15 protein-coding genes are annotated in these 19,201 nt (G+C 71.9%); all 15 read right to left on the bottom strand.

The genetic code is table 11. The features are described from left to right. Positions 1-15: 15 nt before the first annotated feature. The 15 genes from rfbC to asnB are packed head-to-tail and all read right to left on the bottom strand — an operon-like array spanning position 16 to position 19,200. Positions 16-567, bottom strand: coding sequence for a dTDP-4-dehydrorhamnose 3,5-epimerase (gene rfbC, locus ACFY0F_RS06355; protein ID WP_388789777.1), 552 nt, complete (start codon positions 565-567; stop codon positions 16-18). Then, positions 564-1,796, bottom strand: coding sequence for a polysaccharide pyruvyl transferase family protein (locus ACFY0F_RS06350; protein WP_388789774.1), 1,233 nt, complete (start codon positions 1,794-1,796; stop codon positions 564-566). The genes rfbC and ACFY0F_RS06350 overlap by 4 nt, the downstream gene beginning before the upstream one ends. Continuing rightward, positions 1,793-2,740 carry a glycosyltransferase family 2 protein gene (locus ACFY0F_RS06345; RefSeq protein ID WP_388789771.1) on the bottom strand — a complete coding sequence of 316 codons (948 nt, stop codon included), beginning with the start codon at positions 2,738-2,740 and terminating at the stop codon, positions 1,793-1,795. Before ACFY0F_RS06345 ends, ACFY0F_RS06350 begins: the two co-directional genes overlap by 4 nt. Beyond that, positions 2,737-4,044 carry a hypothetical protein gene (locus ACFY0F_RS06340; protein WP_388789769.1) on the bottom strand — a complete coding sequence of 436 codons (1,308 nt, stop codon included), beginning with the start codon at positions 4,042-4,044 and terminating at the stop codon, positions 2,737-2,739. Before ACFY0F_RS06340 ends, ACFY0F_RS06345 begins: the two co-directional genes overlap by 4 nt. After that, complete coding sequence (locus tag ACFY0F_RS06335; protein WP_388791297.1) at positions 4,041-5,294, bottom strand: DUF4910 domain-containing protein; 1,254 nt, start codon at positions 5,292-5,294, stop codon at positions 4,041-4,043. Before ACFY0F_RS06335 ends, ACFY0F_RS06340 begins: the two co-directional genes overlap by 4 nt. A gap of 32 nt (positions 5,295-5,326) precedes the next feature. After that, entirely contained in the window at positions 5,327-6,352 is a 1,026-nt protein-coding gene (locus ACFY0F_RS06330; RefSeq protein ID WP_388789766.1) for an NAD-dependent epimerase/dehydratase family protein, read from the bottom strand. 3 nt (positions 6,353-6,355) lie between these two features. After that, positions 6,356-7,003: a PIG-L deacetylase family protein gene (locus ACFY0F_RS06325; protein WP_388789763.1), complete on the bottom strand. Its 648-nt coding sequence runs from the start codon at positions 7,001-7,003 to the stop codon at positions 6,356-6,358. Next, on the bottom strand, positions 7,000-7,806 hold the full coding sequence (locus ACFY0F_RS06320) for a glucose-1-phosphate cytidylyltransferase (protein ID WP_388789761.1): 807 nt from the start codon (positions 7,804-7,806) through the stop codon (positions 7,000-7,002). Before ACFY0F_RS06320 ends, ACFY0F_RS06325 begins: the two co-directional genes overlap by 4 nt. Then, the gene (locus ACFY0F_RS06315) at positions 7,803-9,053 is read right to left on the bottom strand and encodes a class I SAM-dependent methyltransferase (RefSeq protein ID WP_388789758.1); all 1,251 of its coding nucleotides are present in this window, start codon (positions 9,051-9,053) and stop codon (positions 7,803-7,805) included. Before ACFY0F_RS06315 ends, ACFY0F_RS06320 begins: the two co-directional genes overlap by 4 nt. Then, entirely contained in the window at positions 9,050-10,300 is a 1,251-nt protein-coding gene (locus ACFY0F_RS06310) for a glycosyltransferase (protein WP_388789755.1), read from the bottom strand. The genes ACFY0F_RS06315 and ACFY0F_RS06310 overlap by 4 nt, the downstream gene beginning before the upstream one ends. Before the next feature lie 2 nt (positions 10,301-10,302). Next, complete coding sequence (locus tag ACFY0F_RS06305) at positions 10,303-11,538, bottom strand: O-antigen ligase domain-containing protein (RefSeq protein ID WP_388789752.1); 1,236 nt, start codon at positions 11,536-11,538, stop codon at positions 10,303-10,305. A 1-nt stretch (position 11,539) separates the two neighbouring features. Further along, the gene (locus tag ACFY0F_RS06300; RefSeq protein WP_388789749.1) at positions 11,540-13,069 is read right to left on the bottom strand and encodes a right-handed parallel beta-helix repeat-containing protein; all 1,530 of its coding nucleotides are present in this window, start codon (positions 13,067-13,069) and stop codon (positions 11,540-11,542) included. Positions 13,070-13,081: 12 nt separating this feature from the next. Beyond that, positions 13,082-15,043 (bottom strand): alginate lyase family protein, encoded by a 1,962-nt coding sequence (locus ACFY0F_RS06295; RefSeq protein WP_388789746.1) that lies wholly within the window; start codon positions 15,041-15,043, stop codon positions 13,082-13,084. Continuing rightward, positions 15,040-17,247: a bi-domain-containing oxidoreductase gene (locus ACFY0F_RS06290; RefSeq protein WP_388789744.1), complete on the bottom strand. Its 2,208-nt coding sequence runs from the start codon at positions 17,245-17,247 to the stop codon at positions 15,040-15,042. The genes ACFY0F_RS06295 and ACFY0F_RS06290 overlap by 4 nt, the downstream gene beginning before the upstream one ends. An 18-nt stretch (positions 17,248-17,265) precedes the next feature. Next, the gene (asnB, locus tag ACFY0F_RS06285) at positions 17,266-19,200 is read right to left on the bottom strand and encodes an asparagine synthase (glutamine-hydrolyzing) (protein WP_388789742.1); all 1,935 of its coding nucleotides are present in this window, start codon (positions 19,198-19,200) and stop codon (positions 17,266-17,268) included. Position 19,201 lies beyond the last annotated feature (1 nt).

Below are 19,201 nucleotides of genomic sequence, written 5' to 3'. Positions count from 1 at the left end.
ACCGACCTCAACTTTCTAACTGTCTTCGTGCTTCAGGACCTCGGCGAGGCTCGGCGCCGCCCGGTCCCGCTGGGACATCGAGGTGACCGGCAGCGGCCAGGGAATGGCGAGTTCGGGGTCGTCGAACGCGATCGTCACGTCCTCGGCCGGATCGTGCGGGCGGTCGATACGGTAGGAGACGTCGGCCGGTTCGGTCAGTGCCTGGAAGCCGTGGGCGCACCCCGCCGGGATGTACAGAGCCACCTGCGTCTCGTCGGACAGTTCGAAGAAGGCCCGGCCCAGGTAGGTCGGAGAGTCCGGCCGCAGGTCCACGACGACGTCGAAGATCCTGCCGTACGAGCAGCGCACCAGCTTGGCCTCGCCGGCGCCGGAGCGCAGGTGCAGACCGCGCAGCACGCCCCGGACCGAGCGGGACAGGCTGTCCTGGACGAAGGCGTCCGGGTCGAGGCCCACCGAGCGGACCACGTCGGCGTCGAAGGTGCGGCAGAAGAAGCCGCGTTCGTCGGCGTACGGCGTCGGCTCGAACAGGTACGCGCCGGCGATCTCGGGAACTACGGTCGCTTTCATGAAGCCTTCCGCGGGGCGTGGGCGTGGGTGTTCGCCGGGAACAGGATCGTGGTCAAGGCGGCGAACTGCTGGGCGAGTTGCAGGGCTGCGACCCGGTTCCGCTCGGTGAGGGTCTGCCGTACCTCCGCCGAGCGCTTCTCCAGGTCCCGGAACTGCTCGAGCAGCAGGTCGGCGTCGACCTCGCGTGCCGGGTGGCAGTACGCGCCGAGGCCCATCCGGTCCATGAGCGCGTCGCTCTTCGCCGCGTAGCTGAGGGCGAGCACGGGCGTTGCGGTCTTCAGCGCGCAGATCAGGTTGTGGTAGCGGACGGCCACCACGGTGTCGGCGGCCGCCATCTCGTTCATCAGGTCCGCCAGGGAGGCCGGTTCGGCCGCGGTGACCAGCGGTGAGCCGACGGCGTCCAGGATCGCGGAGACCACCGACAGATCGCACCGGTCGCCGGTGAGGAGCCGGACCGGTCTGCCCTCCTCGACGAGCGCGCGGACGAACGTGATCGTCCCGTCGAGGTAGCGCCGGTGGATCTCCTCGGCCCGGGCGCGGTCGTCGTTGCCTCCGTGGAAGTCCATGACGCCGAGGCAGACGGGACCCGGCGTGCCGGTGGGCGCGCTCGCCCGTGGTGCCGGAAGGGAGAACGCGAGGTCGGGATAGACCTCGTCGTGCGCGGTGTCCACACCCATCGCGCGCATCGCGTCGCGGGACTGGGCGTCGCGGTACGACCGGTACGCGGCGAGCCGTGCCGACCAGCGCACCAGGGCCCGGGTCGGGCGGCTTCCGATCTCGGCGGCGCCGACGCTGACCAGCGCGACCCGGGTGCCCAGCAGCCGTCCACTCGCGCAGAGCAGGAACAGCGAGTACGGGAAACCCCACGGCCGCAGCGGCAGTGTGGCCTCCAGGACGCCCATGCCCGGCACGATGACCACGTCGTGCCGCCGGACCCAGGCCGCGGTACGGAAGGCGTCGACGAGTTTGCCGAGTCCCTTCGACGCGATCGCGCCCGCCCGTGAGGCGGTCCGGTACTCCGCGCGGTTCCAGTGCAGCCGTGTCGCGGGGATGCCGAACCTGGCGGTCACCGCCTCGGGTCCGCCGCACAGCGCGTCCACGACCGCGTCCGGGTGCTCGGCACGGAGGTATCCGAGCACGGCCTCGAGCGACCCGTCGTTGCCGAGGTTGCCGGAACCGAGCAGACCGAACACCCCGACGCGCACCGGCGCCCTGTCCGCCGCCGTCACGCCTGCCTCCCCTCACGTCCGGCGACGAGGGCGTCGACGCGGACGGTGAGCTGTGCCGGGTCGACCGGGGCGCGGTCCTCGACCCGCTCACCGGCACCCGGCCGGACCCGGCTGGTCATCCACGCCGCCAGGTGGCGGTAGCACTCGCGCCGATCGGCCGGGGACAACGGCGCCCGGTGGATCGCCGAGACGAAGCCCCAGACGTACTCGGCGAGCAGCCGGGGCGTCGGGTGCAGCAGACCCGCCCGGCGCGGGTCCAGGTTGACGCACCGGGCGCGCTTGGACGGGTTCGCCCGCTCGGCGCGGGTGGGGTGGTCGCGGCGGAAGTACAGGAGTTCCGGGACCTGGTGGAACCGCCCGTGCAGGGCGATCTCGGCGACGAAGGTGCGGTCGGCGTGGTGGTAGCTGTCCATCGGCTTCACCCGGCGCAGCGCGTCGGCGCGGATCACCCCGTAGAAGTCGTCGCCGCCGGGCTCGAACAGCATGCTGCGGAAGCGCTCGGGCGCGTGCGGTGAGCCGGTGTTCAGCGTGTACTCGTACGGGACCTTCACCTGCCCGTCGCCGTCGATGACCGCCTGGTCGGCGTGCGCGAGGATCACGTCCGGCCGCTCGTCCAGCGCCTCGACGCAAGCCCGCAGCAGATCGCGGGCGTAGAGGTCGTCGTGCGAGGCCCACTTGAACAGCTCGCCGCGGCACTGGGTGAACACGTAGTTGTGGTTCGGCGTCGCACCGACGTTCCGGGGCAGCCGGATGTACCGGATGCGCGGGTCCTGCGCGGCGTACTTGCGGCAGATGTCCTCGGTCCCGTCGGTCGAGGCGTTGTCGGAGACGACCAGCTCGAAGTCCTCGTAGGTCTGGCCGAGCAGGGCGTCGAGCGACTCGGCCAGGTACTCCTCGCCGTTGTACACGGGCAGGCCGATGCTCAGCCTGGGGCGGTCGGTCATGAGGTCCTCACTTCGGGAACGGAGTTGTGGTGCCGCTCGCGCAGGGCGGACCGCAGTTGCAGCCACCACACGGCCGAGCCGCTGACGGTCGCGGCGGCGGCGCCCCAGGCCGAGCCGACCGTGCCGGCGACGGCCGCCCCGCCGAGCCCGCCGCCGACATAGCAGGCGGAGGCGAACAGCTGGCAGCGCAGGCTGCGCCGGGCCGCGCCGAGCGCGCGCAGCCCGGCCGCCGCGCCGGTGCCGAGGCCCGCGCCCGCCACGCCGAGGGTGATCGGCACGATGAGCCGCGCGGCGGAGTGCCAGACACCGCCGAGCGCGAGCGCGCCGAGCCGGTCCGGCATCAGCAGCAGCGTCCCGCCCCAGACCAGCGCGCCGGCGGCCTGTCCGCCGCCCAGCAGGAGGCAGAACGGGCCGAGGCGGTGCGGGGCCTGCCGCAGCACCCGTGCCGCCTCCGGGACGGTGACCAGGGACAGCCCCATCAGTACGGCGAGGAACGGGCCCATCAGGAGCTCGGCGCCCCGCACCGCACCCACCGCGCCGACCCCGACGATCGCGCCGAGCCCGTAGGCCCGCAGCTGGCTCGCGCCGCTGAGGCTGACGTTCTCGACGAGGTACCGGTAGCCGAGATCGCGCTGCTCGCGGAGCCACCCGCGCGCGCCGGCCGTCCGGGGCCGGATGCCGGACTGGAGGCAGCCGTACGCGGCGGCCACGGCGGCGGACGCGCCCCAGGCCAGCACGAAGGCGGCGACGGTGTCCACGTGGGCCGCCAGCACCATGGCGGGCACCAGCGCCACGCACCACACGATGTCGTTGAGGAAAGCCTTCCGCCCGTTGCCCGCGGCGAAGAACGCGAACCGCCAGGCGTCCTGCAGCAGCAGCCCCGGAAGCATGACGCCCAGGCAGACGAACGCGGGCCCCAACCGGCCGCCGATACCCAGCCCGGCCGCCACGGATGCCACCCCCATGGCGGCACCGACGCCGAGCGCGGTACCCGTCGACCGGGCCACCGCTCCCCGCCAGGACGCCTCCGGCACGCCGCTGAAGCGCACCACGAGCGGGTCGGTGGACAGGCCGCGCGAGACGTTCAGCACCACGCCGTAGGTCACCCAGGCCAGGCTGAACACGCCGAACGCGGTCACCCCCAGCGAGCGGGCCACGTAGATGCCCACCGCGAAATTGCTGATGCTGGAGGCCGCCTGGTCGGCCAGCCCCCAGGACAGCCGGCCGACGAGGGCCCGCTTGGCGGATCCGGCCGCCGGCGCCACTGTCTGCGGACTCTCCCCCTCGACGGGCATCGACGTCATGTCTTGATCAGCCCTGCCTCGTGCAGGGCGCCGGCCGCGTCGGCGACGGTGTCGAACGGCAGCCCGGACCGCTCGGCGACGTCCAGCAGACTGTGCTCGCCGTCGGAGAGGTTGAGCACCCAGAGCATCGCCATCTGGGCCTGCTTGGTGTCGCTGCGCCCGCCGAGCGCGTCGTACAACCCGCGTCGGCCCAGCTGCGGTTCGCCGTAGGGGCTGAGGTTGAGGTAGCGCCGGTTGCGGTCCAGGACGGCGAACGCCTCGCGGCAGACGGCGAGGGTGTCCGCCATCGCCTCCGGGGAGACGAAGTCCAGGTCGTCCGCCGAGGTGTGGTACTCGGGGTAGCCCGCGTACGGGGTCCGGGTGAGCGAGCCGACGCCGAGGTCGAACCCGGGCGAGCAGTACTGCCGCTCGTCGTAGCCGTACGGCGTGAACTCCGTGATGCGGTGCGGCCGCCCGGAGGCGGTCAGCACATGCCGCAGCACCCGGTCGATCTCCGCGTCACCGCGCCTGCTCTGTTTGTACGTGAGCGAGCCCGGGTCGCCGGCGCAGGCCAGCACCAGCCCGTGCTTGACCCGCTCGACCCGTTCCGCGTTGCGGGCCAGCCAGGTGATCGCACCGATGGTGCCGGGCGCGAAGACGAACCGGTAGGTGTAGTACGGCGTCCGCCGTGCCAGCTCCCGCGCCAGGAACGTGGCGACCGCGACGCCGGCCATGTTGTCGTTGGCCAGCGACGGGTGGCAGACGTGGCAGGAGACGATCACCTCGTCGGCGCTCCGGCCGGGGACCACGTGCTCGGCGTAGGTGAGATGGCCGTCGGCGAGCGTGGAGTCGATGCGCACCTCGTACGCGCCGTCCGGCATCGCGTCCAGGGTCTCCTGGGCCAGGCAGAACCCCCAGTCCGGCTTGTAGTAGCTGGTCCGGTACGGCACCCAGGACGGGTGGTCGGGCAGGGTGTGCAGGTGCGCGCGCAGCTCGGACAGGGGCATGGTCCGCGCCACCGGCACGCTGTAGCCGAGCACGTGCAGACTGGACGCGGCGAAGTCGACGACCCGGTTGCCGGCGGGGTCGGCGATGTACGCGTCCCGGATGTTCCACTCCTGCGGCACCGTCCAGTCGAGCACCTGCGTCCCGGTCGGCACCTCGTGCACCTGCAGCGGGACGTACTCGCCGACGATGTCCAGGGTGGCGCGCACACCGTCGCCGGTGATGCTCCGGCAGAGCGGGTACAGCCGCTCCACCAGGGCGTACATCTCCTCGCCGGCACCTCTTTCCACCTGCGTGGTCACCGGCGCCACCGCAGGGTGTCGTCGACGGTGCCGGCGTCGGAGGCCGCGCGCAGCACGGCGAGGCGGGTGAAGCGCTGCCGGAAGTCGTCCTGGGTCAGGCCGTGCGCGCGGTAGGCGTCGGCGAGTTCGAGCGCGCCCCGCTTCACCGTCCACTCGCAGTCGAAGCCCGGGATCGCCGCGCGGAACCGGGAGAAGTCCACCCGGTACGACCGCGGGTCGGCACCGGTCTCCCCGGTGATCACCACCTTGGAGCCGGGCACCGCCTCGGCGACCTGCTCGGCGATCTCGGCGACCGTGACGTTGTTGGTCTCGCTGCCGATGTTGAACGCCCGGTCGTGCACCGCCTCGCGCGGCGCGCTCAGCGCGGCCGTGAAGGCCCGTGCGATGTCGACGGCGTGCACCAGCGGCCGCCAGGGGGTGCCGTCGGACATCACCAGCACCTCGCCGGACAGCAGCGCGTGACCCACCAGGTTGTTCAGCACGATGTCGGCGCGCAGCCGGGGCGAGTAGCCGAAGGCCGTGGCGTTGCGCATGAACACGGGGGTGAAGTCGCCGTCGGCCAGCTCGTGCAGGTCGTCCTCCACCCGCACCTTGGACTCCGCGTACGGCGTCACCGGGCGCAGCGGGGCATCCTCGCCGACCAGGTCCTCACCGCCGGCGGCACCGTAGACCGAGCAGGTCGACGCGTACAGGAAGCGCCGCACTCCGGCCTCGCGGGCCAGCCGGGCGAGGCGCACCGACGCGTGGTGGTTGATGTCGTAGGTGAGTTCCGGCGCCAGCGATCCCAGCGGGTCGTTGGAGAGCGCGGCCAGATGGATGACGGCGTCCACCCCCAACACGTGCTCGGCCGTGACGTCACGCAGGTCCACCCGGTGTCCCGGCGGGTCGGAGGGCGCCGGGCCGAGGACACTGTCGGCGAACAGGCCGGAGTCGAGGCCGACGACCTCGTGTCCGGCGGCGGCGAGGACCGGGGCCATGACGGTCCCCAGGTATCCCTGGTGTCCGGTCAGCAGTACGCGCATGGTTCAACCCCCCAGGTTGAGCGTGAGTTTGGTGACGGCGAACGCTTCGGCGTATCGCTCGTGGCATTCGATGCCGCGGATCCGCGCAAGGCCGAGGAAGGCCTCCCGGTCGTACCAGGGCCGGTGCCGCTGCGAGGGGTAGTGCTCCTGCAGCAGCCGCACCTTCTGTTCGGCGACCGCCGTGGACAGCGGCTGGTAGGCCGCCGGCCGGCCGAGGTCGCCGTCCCACTTGACGATCTCGTAGCCGAGCACGAGGTGGTCGCGGAAGGCGGTGGGTATCAGCTGCGCCAGGCCGCGGTGATCCTGGTGCGCGTCGTCGGTGCGCGGCGCCAGCACCAGGTCCGGCTCCGACTGCGCGCGCAGTTCCTCGACCGCGGCCTTGGCCTCCTCCCAGTGCGCGGGCAGCCGGCCGTCCGGCAGCTTGTGCACGGTCAGCCGCAGGTCGGCGTCCGGGCAGAAGGCGGCGAGCGCGGCCTGCTCCTCCTGCTCCCGCTCGCCGCCACCACCGGAGAGCACCAGCGCGTCGACGCGGATGCCCGGCCGCGCGAGGCACAGCGTCAGCAGTGTGCCGCCGGCGCCGATGGCGATGTCGTCGCAGTGCGCGCCCACCGCGACGATCCGGTCCGGGCGCCCGGCCCCGAGCCGGATCACGCCCTCGCTCCGGCGCCCGCTCCCGCACGGTCCCGTTCCCACACGGCCCACGGGCGGTCGCCGCGGGCGTAGGCGGCGTCGAGCGCGGCCCGCTCCTTCACGGTGTCGGTCGGCTTCCAGAAACCGCGGTGCTGATGCGCCACCAGACGGCCGCGCTTGGCCAGTTGGGCGCATCCGTCGGCGACCAGGTCCCCGTTCTCCGGAATGTGGTCGAAGATCTCCTGACGGAGCACGAAGTAGCCGCCGTTCTCCCACAGCGGCAGTTCGCTCACCGCGGTGATGCCTCCCACCAGGCCGTCCTCGCCCAGGTCCACACAGTGGAACGACGACTGCGGCGGGACCACCATCATCGACGCACCGGCGTCGCGCCGGGCGAAGTTCTCGATCATCTCCGGCAGCGGGGCGTCGGTGAGCACGTCGGCGTAGTTGGCGAGGAACATCTCGTCGCCGTCCAGGTGGTGTCGTACCCGGCGCAGCCGCTCCCCGATCGGTGACTCGATCCCGGTCTGCGCGAACGTGATCGTCCAGTCCGAGATGTCGGTGGACAGCAACTCGGTCCGGCCGCCCCGCAGTACGAAGTCGTTGGACGTCGTCTCCTCGTAGTTGAGGAAGAAGTCCTTGATGTGGTGGGCCCCGTAGCCGAGGCACAGCACGAACTCCGTGTGCCCGAAGTGCGCGTAGTAGCGCATGACGTGCCAGATCAGCGGTCTGGGGCCGACCATCGCCATCGGCTTGGGCACGTCGTCGGAGCCCGAGGCGCGCATCCGCATCCCGTAACCGCCGCAGAACAGAACGACCTTCATGCTGTGCCCTTTCCAGACGCGACGTCGACGATGCTCAGTGCCGGGATGGGGAAGACCAGCCGGCCGCCCCAGTCGTGCACGAAGGACAACTGCTCGACCAGCTCGGCCCGCAGGTTCCACGGGAGGACGAGCACGTAGTCCGGCCGGTCGGCGGCGATCTGCTCGGGCGGCAGGATCGGGATGCGGGTGCCGGGGGTGAACCTGCCGTGCTTGTAGGGGTTGCGGTCGACCGTGTACGGCAGCAGGTCGGGACGGATGCCGCAGTGGTTGAGCAGGGTGTTGCCCTTGCCCGGGGCGCCGTAGCCGACGACCGTCTCGCCGCGCTCGGCGGCCTCGACGAGGAACTTGAGCAGGTCCCGGCGCACCTTGGCCACCCGGGCGGAGAACTCGGTGTAGCCGGACAGCTCCTGCAGCCCGGCGGCCTTCTCCCGGGCCAGCACGTCGGCCACCCGCTGACTCGGCTCGCCGGCCACCTCGGCGGGCCGGGCCCACAGCCGGATGGAGCCGCCGTGCGTGGGCAGCAACTCGACGTCCACGAGCGCGAGTCCACCGCTCGCCAGGGCCCGGATCGCGGAGGCGACCGTGTAGTACTGGAAGTGCTCGTGGTAGATCGTGTCGTACTGGTTCTCCTCGATCAGGGTCAGCAGATGCTGCACCTCGATGGAGACCCAGCCGTCGTCGGCGACCAGGGCGCGCAGCCCCTGGGTGAACCCGACCACGTCGGGGATGTGCGCGTACACGTTGTTGGCCACGACCAGGTCCGCCGGGCCGTGCTCGGCGCGGACGGCCGCGCCGGTGTCCGGGCTCAGGAACTCCGTGAGCGTGGGCACCCCCGCGTCCCGGGCCGCGGCGCCGACGTTCACCGACGGCTCGATGCCGAGGCAGCGGATCCCGCGGTCCACCACGTGCCGCAGCAGGTACCCGTCGTTGCTCGCGACCTCGACCACGAAGGCGTCGGTGCCCAGACCCAGCCGTCGCACGGCGTCGGCGACGAACGTGCGCGCGTGCTCCACCCAGGACGTCGAGTAGGAGGAGAAGTACGCGTACTCCTTGAACGTCTCCTCCGGTGTGATCAGCGGCGGGATCTGCGCGAGCCAGCAGTCGGTGCAGACCCGCAGATGCAGCGGGTACGCCGGTTCCGGCTGGTCCAGTTGGTCCGCGGCGAGAAAGCTCTCACATGGTGGCGTCGCCCCGAGGTCGACGACGCTCGCCATCGCCTCCGAGCCGCACAGTCGGCATCGTGTCATCTGCTGTTCCCATCCCCCCTGCTCGCGCGGGTGTCCCCGCCGCGAGTCAGTGCTGACCGACCCGCGATCGCGGTGCGGTACTCCTCCACCAGGCGCTCCAGCCCGACAGCCGGGCTGAAACCCTGTTCGTAACGGCGCCGGGCCGCCCGGCCCATCTCCCGGCCCGGCCCCGGCTCGGCCGCGACCCGGCGTATGCAGGACGCGAGCGAGGCGGACTCGCCCGGCCGGTGCAGCAGCCCGCTCACGCCGTCCTCGACGAGTTCGACGAACGCGCCGTGACCGGCGGCGACGACCGGGACCCCCGCCGCCATCGCCTCCACGACCACCAGGCCGAACGCCTCCAGCCATGTCGAGGGAGCCACCACGGCGACCGATCGCGCGATCGCCTCCTGGCACTGCGCCGGGTCCAACAGTCCGACGCAGCGCACGTCTTCGCGGCCCGACGCCCAGGCGGTCACCTCCGGCTCCAGTGGCCCCGTGCCGGCGATCACGAGCGGCACGCCCACACCGCCGCTCGCCGCCACCTCGTCCCACGCGGTCATGAGCAGCCGTACGCCCTTGGCCTCGGCGAGCCGGCCCAGATAGAGCAGATGCTCTCCGGCGCCCGTCCTGCGTACGTCCGGGTCGGGCACGAAGTTGTGCTTCACCGCCAGCCGCTCGGCCGGCATGCCCGCCCGCACCAGGACGTCGCGCTGCGCCGCGGAGATGCAGAAGAACCGCTCCACGCCGGACCACCACCGCCGCCGGTTGACCGACAGACCGACCGCGAGCGGAACCGTCGCGAGGCGGGAGTTCCGGTAGCAGCCGTGCCGGACGGCGGGCAGCGGCGTGGACCCGACGCACTCGGTGCACGGCCGGCCGTCCCGCTGCAGCGTGCCGGGCGGACAGACCTGGGTGTAGTTGTGCAGCGTGGCGACGGCGGGTACACCGGCGTCGGCGCAGGCGGCCAGCACCGCCGGCGACAGCAGCGGGAAGACGTTGTGGACGTGCACCACGTCCGGCCGCTCGGAGCGGAGCCGGGCGGCGAGTTCCGTGCGGACCGCCGGGTTCCACGGCACCAGCAGCGGTACCGCGGCCTTGCCCAGCAGGGACCGGCCGGCGATGTCGTCGCTGCGCCGCTCGAACACCTCGACCCGGTGACCCGCCCCCCGCAGCAGCGCCACCTCCTGGTCGACGACCCTGTTCTCCCCGCTCGGCTGCGCCGAGGCGTAGCGGTTGTGCAGTACCAGCACGTGAAGGCCGTCCATGCTCAGGCCACCTCCGATCGCTGGGCCCAGCGCGGGACGCGGCGTCGAGGGACTTCGGGCGCCGACAGGTCAGTGGCCGCGGCGGGTGTCGCCAGCAGCGAGGCGGCCACGGCGAGATGCAGCAGATACGGCGAGGCGTCGCCCAGCCCGGCCTCGGTGTACGACGCGATCGCGCAGTAGCTGATCAGGAAGATCGCGCAGGCCCTGTGCAGCGACGGCGGCCGCAGCAACGCGACGCCGCCCAGCACGATGAGGAACGCCGCGACAAGGATGACGCCGACCAGCCCCTGCTCGTTGTAGACGGCCAGCCAGCTGTTGTCGATCGGCAGCCCGCCGAACGACTTGTCGCCCAGGCCCACGCCGAACAACTTCTCCCCGGTCGTCCGCGGCGCGGCCAGCAGGGCGTCCCAGACCTTGGCCCGGCCGGTGAGGCTGGAGAAGTTCTCCTTGCTCTGTCCGCGCAGGAACCACGCCTGGAGCACGGAGGCGAACCCCACCGCGGCCACCGTGGCGCACAGCACCGCCCAGGTGAAGAAGCGGCGGGCCGCGGCGCTCGTGAGGAGGAGCGAGCCGATCGCCAGCACCAGCCCGAGCAGCAGCCCCAGCGTGGCCGTCCGGGTATGGGTCAGCGCGAGCAGGACGAGTGAGGGCACGATGACCATGGCCGCACTGGTCCTGTCGGTCCGGCCCCCCAGGAGGAGCAGCGCGGTGAGCCCGATGATCACCGCGGCGTACTGTCCGATCTGCGGCGGGGTGAGCGGCCACAGCGCGCCGACCAGACGTCCGCCGTAGAGGTCGGGCAGGGCGGCGCCCGGTGAGACGACCAGGCCGGCGGCCACCGTCCCGAGCACCGCGAAGTACATCCGGATGTGGTGCCGGACGAACGTCAGGCCGCCGTCCCACCACCGGCTGAGCAGCCACAGCGTGCCGACGAAGAGAGCCAGCCGGAAGCAGCGGAACAGCGCACCGAACCCGGACTGGAGGTCCGCGCTGGAGATCACGCTCGAAACCAGCAGCAGGGTGAGCAGGAACACGTACGCACTGGCTCGGACGCGCAGCCGGAGATTGACCGCGAGCGCCAGCGCGAACGCGGCGACCAGCGCGCCCATGGTGACCATCTGGATGAGGGAGCGGGGCAGCGGGACGATGGTCTTCGCCCCCGCGGAGCCGAGCGTGTTGAGGACCAGCAGCCCCCAGACCGTCCCGACGATCTTCGGTGTGTTGTTGTCCCCGCCCATCTCAACCACCGTCCCGCGCGCGGAGGGTGCTACCCGCGTCCTGCTGGTACGGCGTGGCCTGCCACTGCCCGAAGTCGAGCACCCGGCTCGGGTCGTAGGCGACGAATTTCCATGGTCCGAGGTAGACGTTGTGGTGCCAGCGGTTGTGCTGCTTGCGGGTGATCGACTCGGCCACCCGCTCGCCCTTGTACGGCGACCAGTCCGGGTAGGTGCCGTAGTTGGCCAGCAACGCCATTCGGTCACACTTCGCCGTGCACTTGACGACGGACTCGTCCAGGACGAAGCGGTTGTCGTGGATGTCGACCCGCTGGGTCTTCCACCGGCAGTCGGAGTAGAGCGGCGGCCTTGTGATCGCCGGCTTGACACAGCGGTGGACGTCCCCGACCAGCAAGGTGCAGTCACCGGACGAGGTGTTGGCCGGGCTGTTGCAGAACCGGTCGGCGTTCTCCCACAGGGTGATCCCGGACCAGTTGTTCTCCAGCAGGTTCCCGTAGATCTCGATCTTGTCGGTGCGGGCCCTGATCCGGGGTTCGCCGCCCGACTCGGACAGGTAGACGGTCGGATACGGGAAGTTGTCGCCGCGGTCGGCCTGCCTGCGGCCGTCGACCCAGTTGTTCCGCCGGATCGTGTTGTTCCGGATGACCGCGTTGTAGCTGGTCTCGTAGATCAGCGCGGCACCGTCGTTGGCATCGAGCACGTTGTCCTCGATGCGGAAGTCGTTGTTGTTGGTGTCCGCCCACAGCCCGGCTCCGCGATTGTCGTGCACCCAGTTGCCGCGTACGTCGGCGCCGTCGACCGCCCAGAACTTCACGCCTCCGGTGCACCCGCAGCCCGGCTTGCGCCGCTCCCAGTCGCCGGTGTTGTTGCCCACGATCTCGTTGCCCTCGACGAGCAGGCCGCTGATACGGCCTTTGGACTTGTAGGCGTTCATGCCGTACTGGCCGTTGTCGCGCAGACAGCTGGCGCGGACCCGCTGGCGGGAACCGGCCATCAGCCCGGCACCCGAGTTGTGCTGGATCGTCGCGTGCTCGATCACCCACCCGTCGGCGGAGTCATGGTTGACCACGCCCTCGTTCTGCGGCGCGACGAAACCCTGCACGGTCAGGTAGCCGATGATGACGCCCCGGGCACTGCCGCCGAAGGCGTACTGGTTCTTCTTCCGGCCGTCGAGCACCGCGCCCGGCGCACCGATGTAGCGGTCCCCGTTCTTGGGGATGACCTGGGCGTAGCGGTCCGGCTCCAGCCGGTGCCTGCCCGGTCGAAGCCAGAACGTGGTGTTCGCAGGGCTGTTCTTGGTCTTCGTGGCCAGGTCGCCGACCACCGCGGGGTCGACCGTCACCGCGCCCGCCGGCGCCTTCGCCGGTCCGGCCGCGGGCTCGGCGCACACCCTGGCCACGGGCCGGGCCACGGGGGTGGACGGCACGGTGGTCGGCTCAGCCGCCGAGGCGCCCGGCGTGCTCTGACAGCCGGTCGCCGCCAGCAGGGCCAGCGCCGCCGCGGGCAACACCGGGTTCCGCCACTTGATCTCCACGCGTCCCCCTCCCTAGCCCCGGAACCTGAGCACGGTGGTGAAGTCCTCCGCGCCGTCGGCGAAGCCGGTGCCGACCAGCGTGGTGGCGGGTTCCTTGCGCCCGAAGCCGGCGGAGTACCAGCCCAGCGGAGGATCGGTCTCTCCGCGATGCGCCCGCCAGGACAACCGCCCGGGCAGGTCGAGCACCGCGGAGCGGTCCTCGCCGTCCCGGGTCCAGGTGAGCTCTGCCCGGCTCCCGACCAGATCCGCGGCGATGGCCGGGCCGAGGTGGAACGCCAGGCGCACGGCCCGGCGCCGGCCCTGCCGGCCGCGGACCTCGTCGACCACCCTCAGTTCCCGGCTCGCGGCCGTCAGCTCCACCCGGCGGCGGTGCACGGAGCCCTGGTAGCCGTCGTGCTCGGCACACCAGCGGGCCGTCCCCCCTTCCGCGGCGCCGGATGCGTCCGCGACCAGGACGCGGCTGCGGGCATGCCGGGTCCACAGGAACGGGCCGCCGGAGACGGACTGGTCACCGCCGTCCAGCTGCAGGGTGTTGTGGCCGAGGGTCGACCGGAAGTACTGCCGCCACTCGGGCTGCCCGTGATAGCAGTACGTCCCCGGGTCGGCGAGTACGTCGACCCCGTCGTGCCGGACCTCCACGGAGAGCGCGTCCGCGTGGGCGTGCGCCGCGATGGACAGAAAGCCGTGCGGGCCGCCGTCGCAGCGGCACCAGATCTCCTGCGGACCGCGCAGGATCGTCATGCCGGCGTCCGCGAAGTGCGCAGGCCGCTCCGCCGGACGGCGCGCGGACGGTTCCCTGGGTCTGATGAGCGCCGCCAGCAGCGGGGTGCGCACGTCGGTGCCGGTCACCGCCGGCCACCAGGGGAGCCGGCCGAAGACGGCGTCGCCGGTGGCCAGCAGCGAGCCCCAGCGGTCGGTGCCCGCGCCGTCCACGACCAGGCCGTACCCGTCGTCCGCGTCCCCCTGGCGCGGCGGCCGGAGCCGGTTGTCCACGATGGCCGCGAGCGCGTCGGTCATGCGCAGCAGCACCAGGCGGATCGACGCGGGGACCGGTACGCCGGCCGCGTCCGCCTCGGCCACGGCGGCCAGACCGAGTTCGAGGACGAGTCCGTGGTACTCGGTGGCCAGCTCACGGTTGATGCCGGAAAGGTGGGTGTTGCCGCGCAGATGCCGGTCCAGCGACCGCAGCGCGTCGGATCGCCAACGGCCCGACGCGGGGAACCAGTCGAACGCGCAGGCCGCCGCGAACTGCCCGGCGGTCTCGGCGATGACGTGGTTGTTCGCCGACGACCCCCGGCTGGGGAAGGCGGCCAGCCAGCGCTGGTGGTGCCAGATCTGGTTCAGCGCCACCGGGTTGTCCTCGAACAGAGCGGCCACGCCCGGCCAGCCGTCGAGCAGCCGGCGGACCCACACCCAGGACAGCAGCCGGATCCCCAGCTCGATGCCGCTGATCCAGTGGACGCCGCGCAGCGGTGGGTTGACCGCCCACCACGACCGCAGGTGCTCGGCGACGCGCTCGGCGTACCGCTCGTCCCCGGTGAGCGCGTAGGCGGCGGCGAGCACGGTGAGGTACTGATGCCGGGACGGCTCCCAGATCTGCTTGATGTCCCCGACCGCGTCCTCGTTGCGGTACGGCACGTCGAAGGCGTAGCCCGAGGGAGCCCGGCGCCCGGTCTTCGGGTCGCGCCACCAGTCCGGGTTGGTCAGGTCGTCGCGGGCCACCCCGAAGAACTCGGCGTGCCCGGCCATCAGCCGGTCGGCCTCGGCGATGAGACGCTTGGCGGCGTCCGGTGGCACCGCGGCGATCGTCCCGGTGGGCAGCACAGCGGTGAACCGGGCACCGGTCACCCTCGGGCACCGCGGTGGCGCCGACCGCCACCGCCGCCTGCGCAGCGCGTCGCCCGCCCGGCCGCCGACCTCCCGCGGTCCCATCCGGGACAGCCGCCGGAGGTACCAGCCCGCGCTCATGCTCATCGTGCCCCCGCCAGCGTCACCGGCGCACCGCCGGCCAGACCGGTCCGCACGGCGAGGGTGGCCGCCGTGGTGGCGACCAGCGACGCCAATGGCACCGGCATCGGCCCGCCGCTCCGGACGGCCTTGACGAACGCGGCCAGTTCGGCGTTCTGGCCCTTGTCCCGGGCCTTGGGCAGCCGCGAGCTGACCCACCGCTGCTGGCCGGCTGTGCTCTTTTCGAAGTACACCGAGGCACGCACGAAGTCGTCGAGCCGCAGCGCGCGACCGTCCGCGATCAGGTCCAGCGTCTCCTTCGGGAAGGCGGACGGGCCGGAGGTGACGTAGCTGATGGTGGCGGTGGACTCGTCCGGGTAGCGCAGCACGATCTGCAGGTCCTCGTTGCCGGACGGGGCGGTCGCGTACACGGACACCGGGTCGGCGTCGAGCAGCCAGCTCGCCGTGTCGATGAAGTGCCCGCCCTCGCCCACGAACCGCGAACCCTCGGACCCCTGCTGGAGGTACCAGCTGCCCTGGTCGAGGCGTCCGGCGTTGACCAGGTAGCGGAGGTTGGCCGGGCCGGTCCGGGCGCCGAACCGCTTCCTGGCCTCCCGCAGCAACGGCGCGAACCGCCGGTTGAAGCCCACCTGGAGCCGGTCGTTGCCGGACTCCTCCACCGCCGCGAGCACACCGGCCAGCTCGTCCTCGGTGAGGGCGAGGGGCTTCTCCACGAACACGGTCTTGCCGGCCAGCAGTGCCTTCCGGGTCAGTTCGGCGTGCGAGCTGTGCCGGGTGACCACGAACACCGCGTCGACGGACTTGTCGCCGAGCACGGCGTCGAGGTCGGTGGTCGCCTCGGCGAAGCCGAACTTCCGCTGCGCGTTGGCCGCGGACAGCGCCGTCGTGGTGACGACCGTGGACAACTCGACGCCGTCGCGCTGTGCCAGGTGCGGCAGCAGCATCGACGTCGCGTAGTTGCCCGCGCCGATGAACGCGAGCCGCACGGGCGACTTGGCGAGCCGGGCCGGACGGGGCTGCACCTTCACCGCGGGAACGGCCACCGACACGGCCGCCGGCTGAGCGGCTTCCTCCGCCTCCGCCGTGTGTCCGGGGTAGCGGAACAGCACGGCCACGGCCTTCAGCTCGCCGTCCTTGAGACGCCGGTACGTCTCGACGGCGTCGTCGAAGTCGGCGACGTGGGAGACCAGGGGTTCCACGTCGACGCTGCCGCGGGCGAGGAGGTCGAGGAAGCACGCCAGGTTGCGGCGCTCGGTCCAGCGCACGTAGCCGATCGGGTAGTCGCGCCCCTCCAGCTCGTACGACGGGTCGTAGCGTCCGGGCCCGTAGGAACGCGAGAACCGGACGTCGAGTTCCTTCTCGTAGTACGCGTTCCACGGCAGGTCCAGGCGGCACTTGCCGATGTCGACGACCCGGCCGCGGTCCCGGCTCAGCCGGGCGGCCAGCTCGACGGGCTGGTTGCTGCCGCCGCCGGCGGCCAGGTACACCTGGTCCACTCCGTGCCCGCCGGTGAGTTCGGCCACCGAGGCTTCCACGGCCGCGGACGCGGGGTCGCCGCAGGCCGCCGCACCCAGCCTTTCGGCGAGTTCACAGCGCACCGGGTCGGGGTCGGCGCCGACGACGCGGACTCCCGAGGCGGTGAGGAGCTGCACCACCAGCTGCCCGATCAGCCCGAGGCCGATGACGAGCGCGACCTCGCCGAGCTGCGGCTCGCCCTGGCGGACGCCCTGCAGCGCGATCGACCCGACGGTGCCGAACGCCGCGTGCCTGGGCGCGAGACCGTCCGGCACCGGGGTGTAGAGGTTCTTCGGCACCCAGTTCAGCTCGGCGTGCAACGCGTGCTCGTTGCCGGCGCAGGCCACGAGGTCGCCGACCTTCACATCGTCGATCCCGGCGCCGACCTGCTCGACCACCCCGCACAGCGAGTAGCCCAGCGGCGTGTAGGAGTCCAGCTTGCCCATCACCTTGCGGTAGGTGGCGGGCACCCCGTTGGTGGCCACGCTCTGCATGACCTTGGCCACCTGGTCAGGACGGGAGCGGGCCTTGCCGAGCATCGACATGCCGGCCTCGGACACCTTCATCAGCTCGGTCCCGGTGGAGATCAACGAGTAGGCACTGCGGACCAGCACACCCCCCGGCTTGCACCCGGGCACCGGAACGTCGAGCACCGCCAGCTCGCCGCTCTTGTAGTTCTGCACAACCTGCTTCACCCGAACTCCTCTTACTTCCTAAGCCGTTTGCCGAGTGCTCTGGCCGGACGCAGAGGTCGCGTCGCGATACCAGTACTCGAGGGTCAGCACATGCCACAGATGCTTGGAGAAGTCCCGCTGCCCGGCGGCGTCCTCGGTGACGAGCCGCTGAAGCGCGTCGCGGCGCAGGAACCCGGAGCGGACGAGCTCGCCGTCGTTGACCACCTCGCGCACCAGCGGTGCCAGATCCCGGCTCATCCAGGCGCGCAGCGGGGCGCTGAACAGGCCCTTGGGCCGGTACACGATCTCCCGGGGCAGGACCGAGGTGGCCGCCTCCTTGAGGACGTGCTTGCCCTGCCGACCGACGATCTTGCGGTCGCCGGGCACGGCGAACGCCGCCCTGACCACCTCGACGTCCACGTACGGCACCCGCACCTCGGTCGACGCGGCCATGCTGGAACGGTCCGTGTACGTGAGGTTCAGTCCCGGAAGGAACATCCGGGCGTCGGTCAGGCACATCCGGTTGACGAAGTCGTCGAGGTCGTTGTCCTGGTAGACGTCCCGGTGTTCGGTCAGCACGTCGTCGACCGTCCCGGCCAGGTCCGGATCGAGAAGGGCGAGCAGCTCCTCCTGGTCGTACATGGTGTAGCTGCGCCGGAAGGCCGTTTCCTCCGGCAGGTCCGCGAAGGAGAGGAACCGCTTCGCGAAGCGCACGGACCGGTACCCCCGGCGGGACGTGGCGACCGGCAGCCGGTCCACGGCCGCGGACACCCCGCGCCGCAGGGGCCGTGGGACACGCTGGTAGCGCAGCGCGATCAGGTTGGCCAGGTGCTTGCGGTACCCGGCGAACAGCTCGTCGGCGCCCATCCCCGAGAGCATCACCTTGACCCCGGCCTCCCGTGCGGCCGAGCAGATCAGGTACGTGTTGATCGCGGCGGGATCGCCGATCGGCTCGTCGAGGTGGTACGTCATCTGCGGCAGCAGGTCGAGCACGTTCGGCGCGATCTCGATCTCGTGCAGGTCGACGCCGAACCGCCCGGCCACCTGCCGGGCGTAGCGCAGATCGTCCGGCATCGCCTCGAACCTGGCGTCCTCGGCGCGGAACCCGATCGTGTAGGCGGAGATCCCCGGTTGGTGGCGGGCCGCCAGCGCGGTCAGATAGCTGGAGTCGAGGCCCCCGGAGAGGAAGGTCGCCACGGGTACGTCGGACAGCAGATGGCGCCGGGTCGACTCCTCGACGACGGCGGCCAGGTCCGGCTGCTCGCCGGCCAGGGCCCGCTCCCGGCCCTCGGCGGCGACGTCCTTCAGGTTCCAGAACCTGCCGCGCTCGACCCGGCCGTCGGGCCGGCACCGCAGCCAGCTCCCCGGCGGCAGCTTCTCCGCCGCACGGAACGCGCACCGTGAGTCCGGCACCCAGTAGTACAGCAACGAGGCCACCAGCGCCGCGTGGTCCACCTCCAGCGATCCGCCGGTCGCGCCGGCGAGCGCCTTCAGTTCGGAGGCGAACGCAAGGCCCTCGCCGCGCCGGAGCAGGAACAGCGGCTTGATGCCCAACTGATCGCGCACCAGCACCAGTTCACCGGTCCGCTCGTCGAAGATCCCGAACGCGAACATGCCGCGCAGCCGGGGCAGACAGTCCGTGCCCCAGCGCCGCCAGGCCTCCAGGAGCACCTCGGTGTCGGAGGTACCGCGGAAGCGCACCCCGGCGGCCGCCAGTTCGGCGCGCAGCTCGGGCGCGTTGTACAGCTCGCCGTTGTACGTCAGGGCGAGGCCGTCCGAGACCATCGGCTGGGCACCGGTCTCGGACAGGTCGATGATGGCCAGCCGACGGTGCCCGAGGTGCACTTCGCCGTCAGCGACGGGGTGGCTGTACCGGCCCGCCCCGTCCGGGCCGCGGTGGGCGAGGGTGTCGGTGAGCCGGTCGGTCACGACCTTCCCGTCCGGCCACCGGTAAGTGCCTGCGATGCCACACATG

This window comes from Streptomyces sp. NPDC001544, from assembly GCF_042894285.1.
GTDB lineage: Bacteria > Actinomycetota > Actinomycetes > Streptomycetales > Streptomycetaceae > Streptomyces.
Note: the sequence above shows the minus strand (reverse complement) of the source record. Positions and strands in the feature narration are given on the sequence as shown.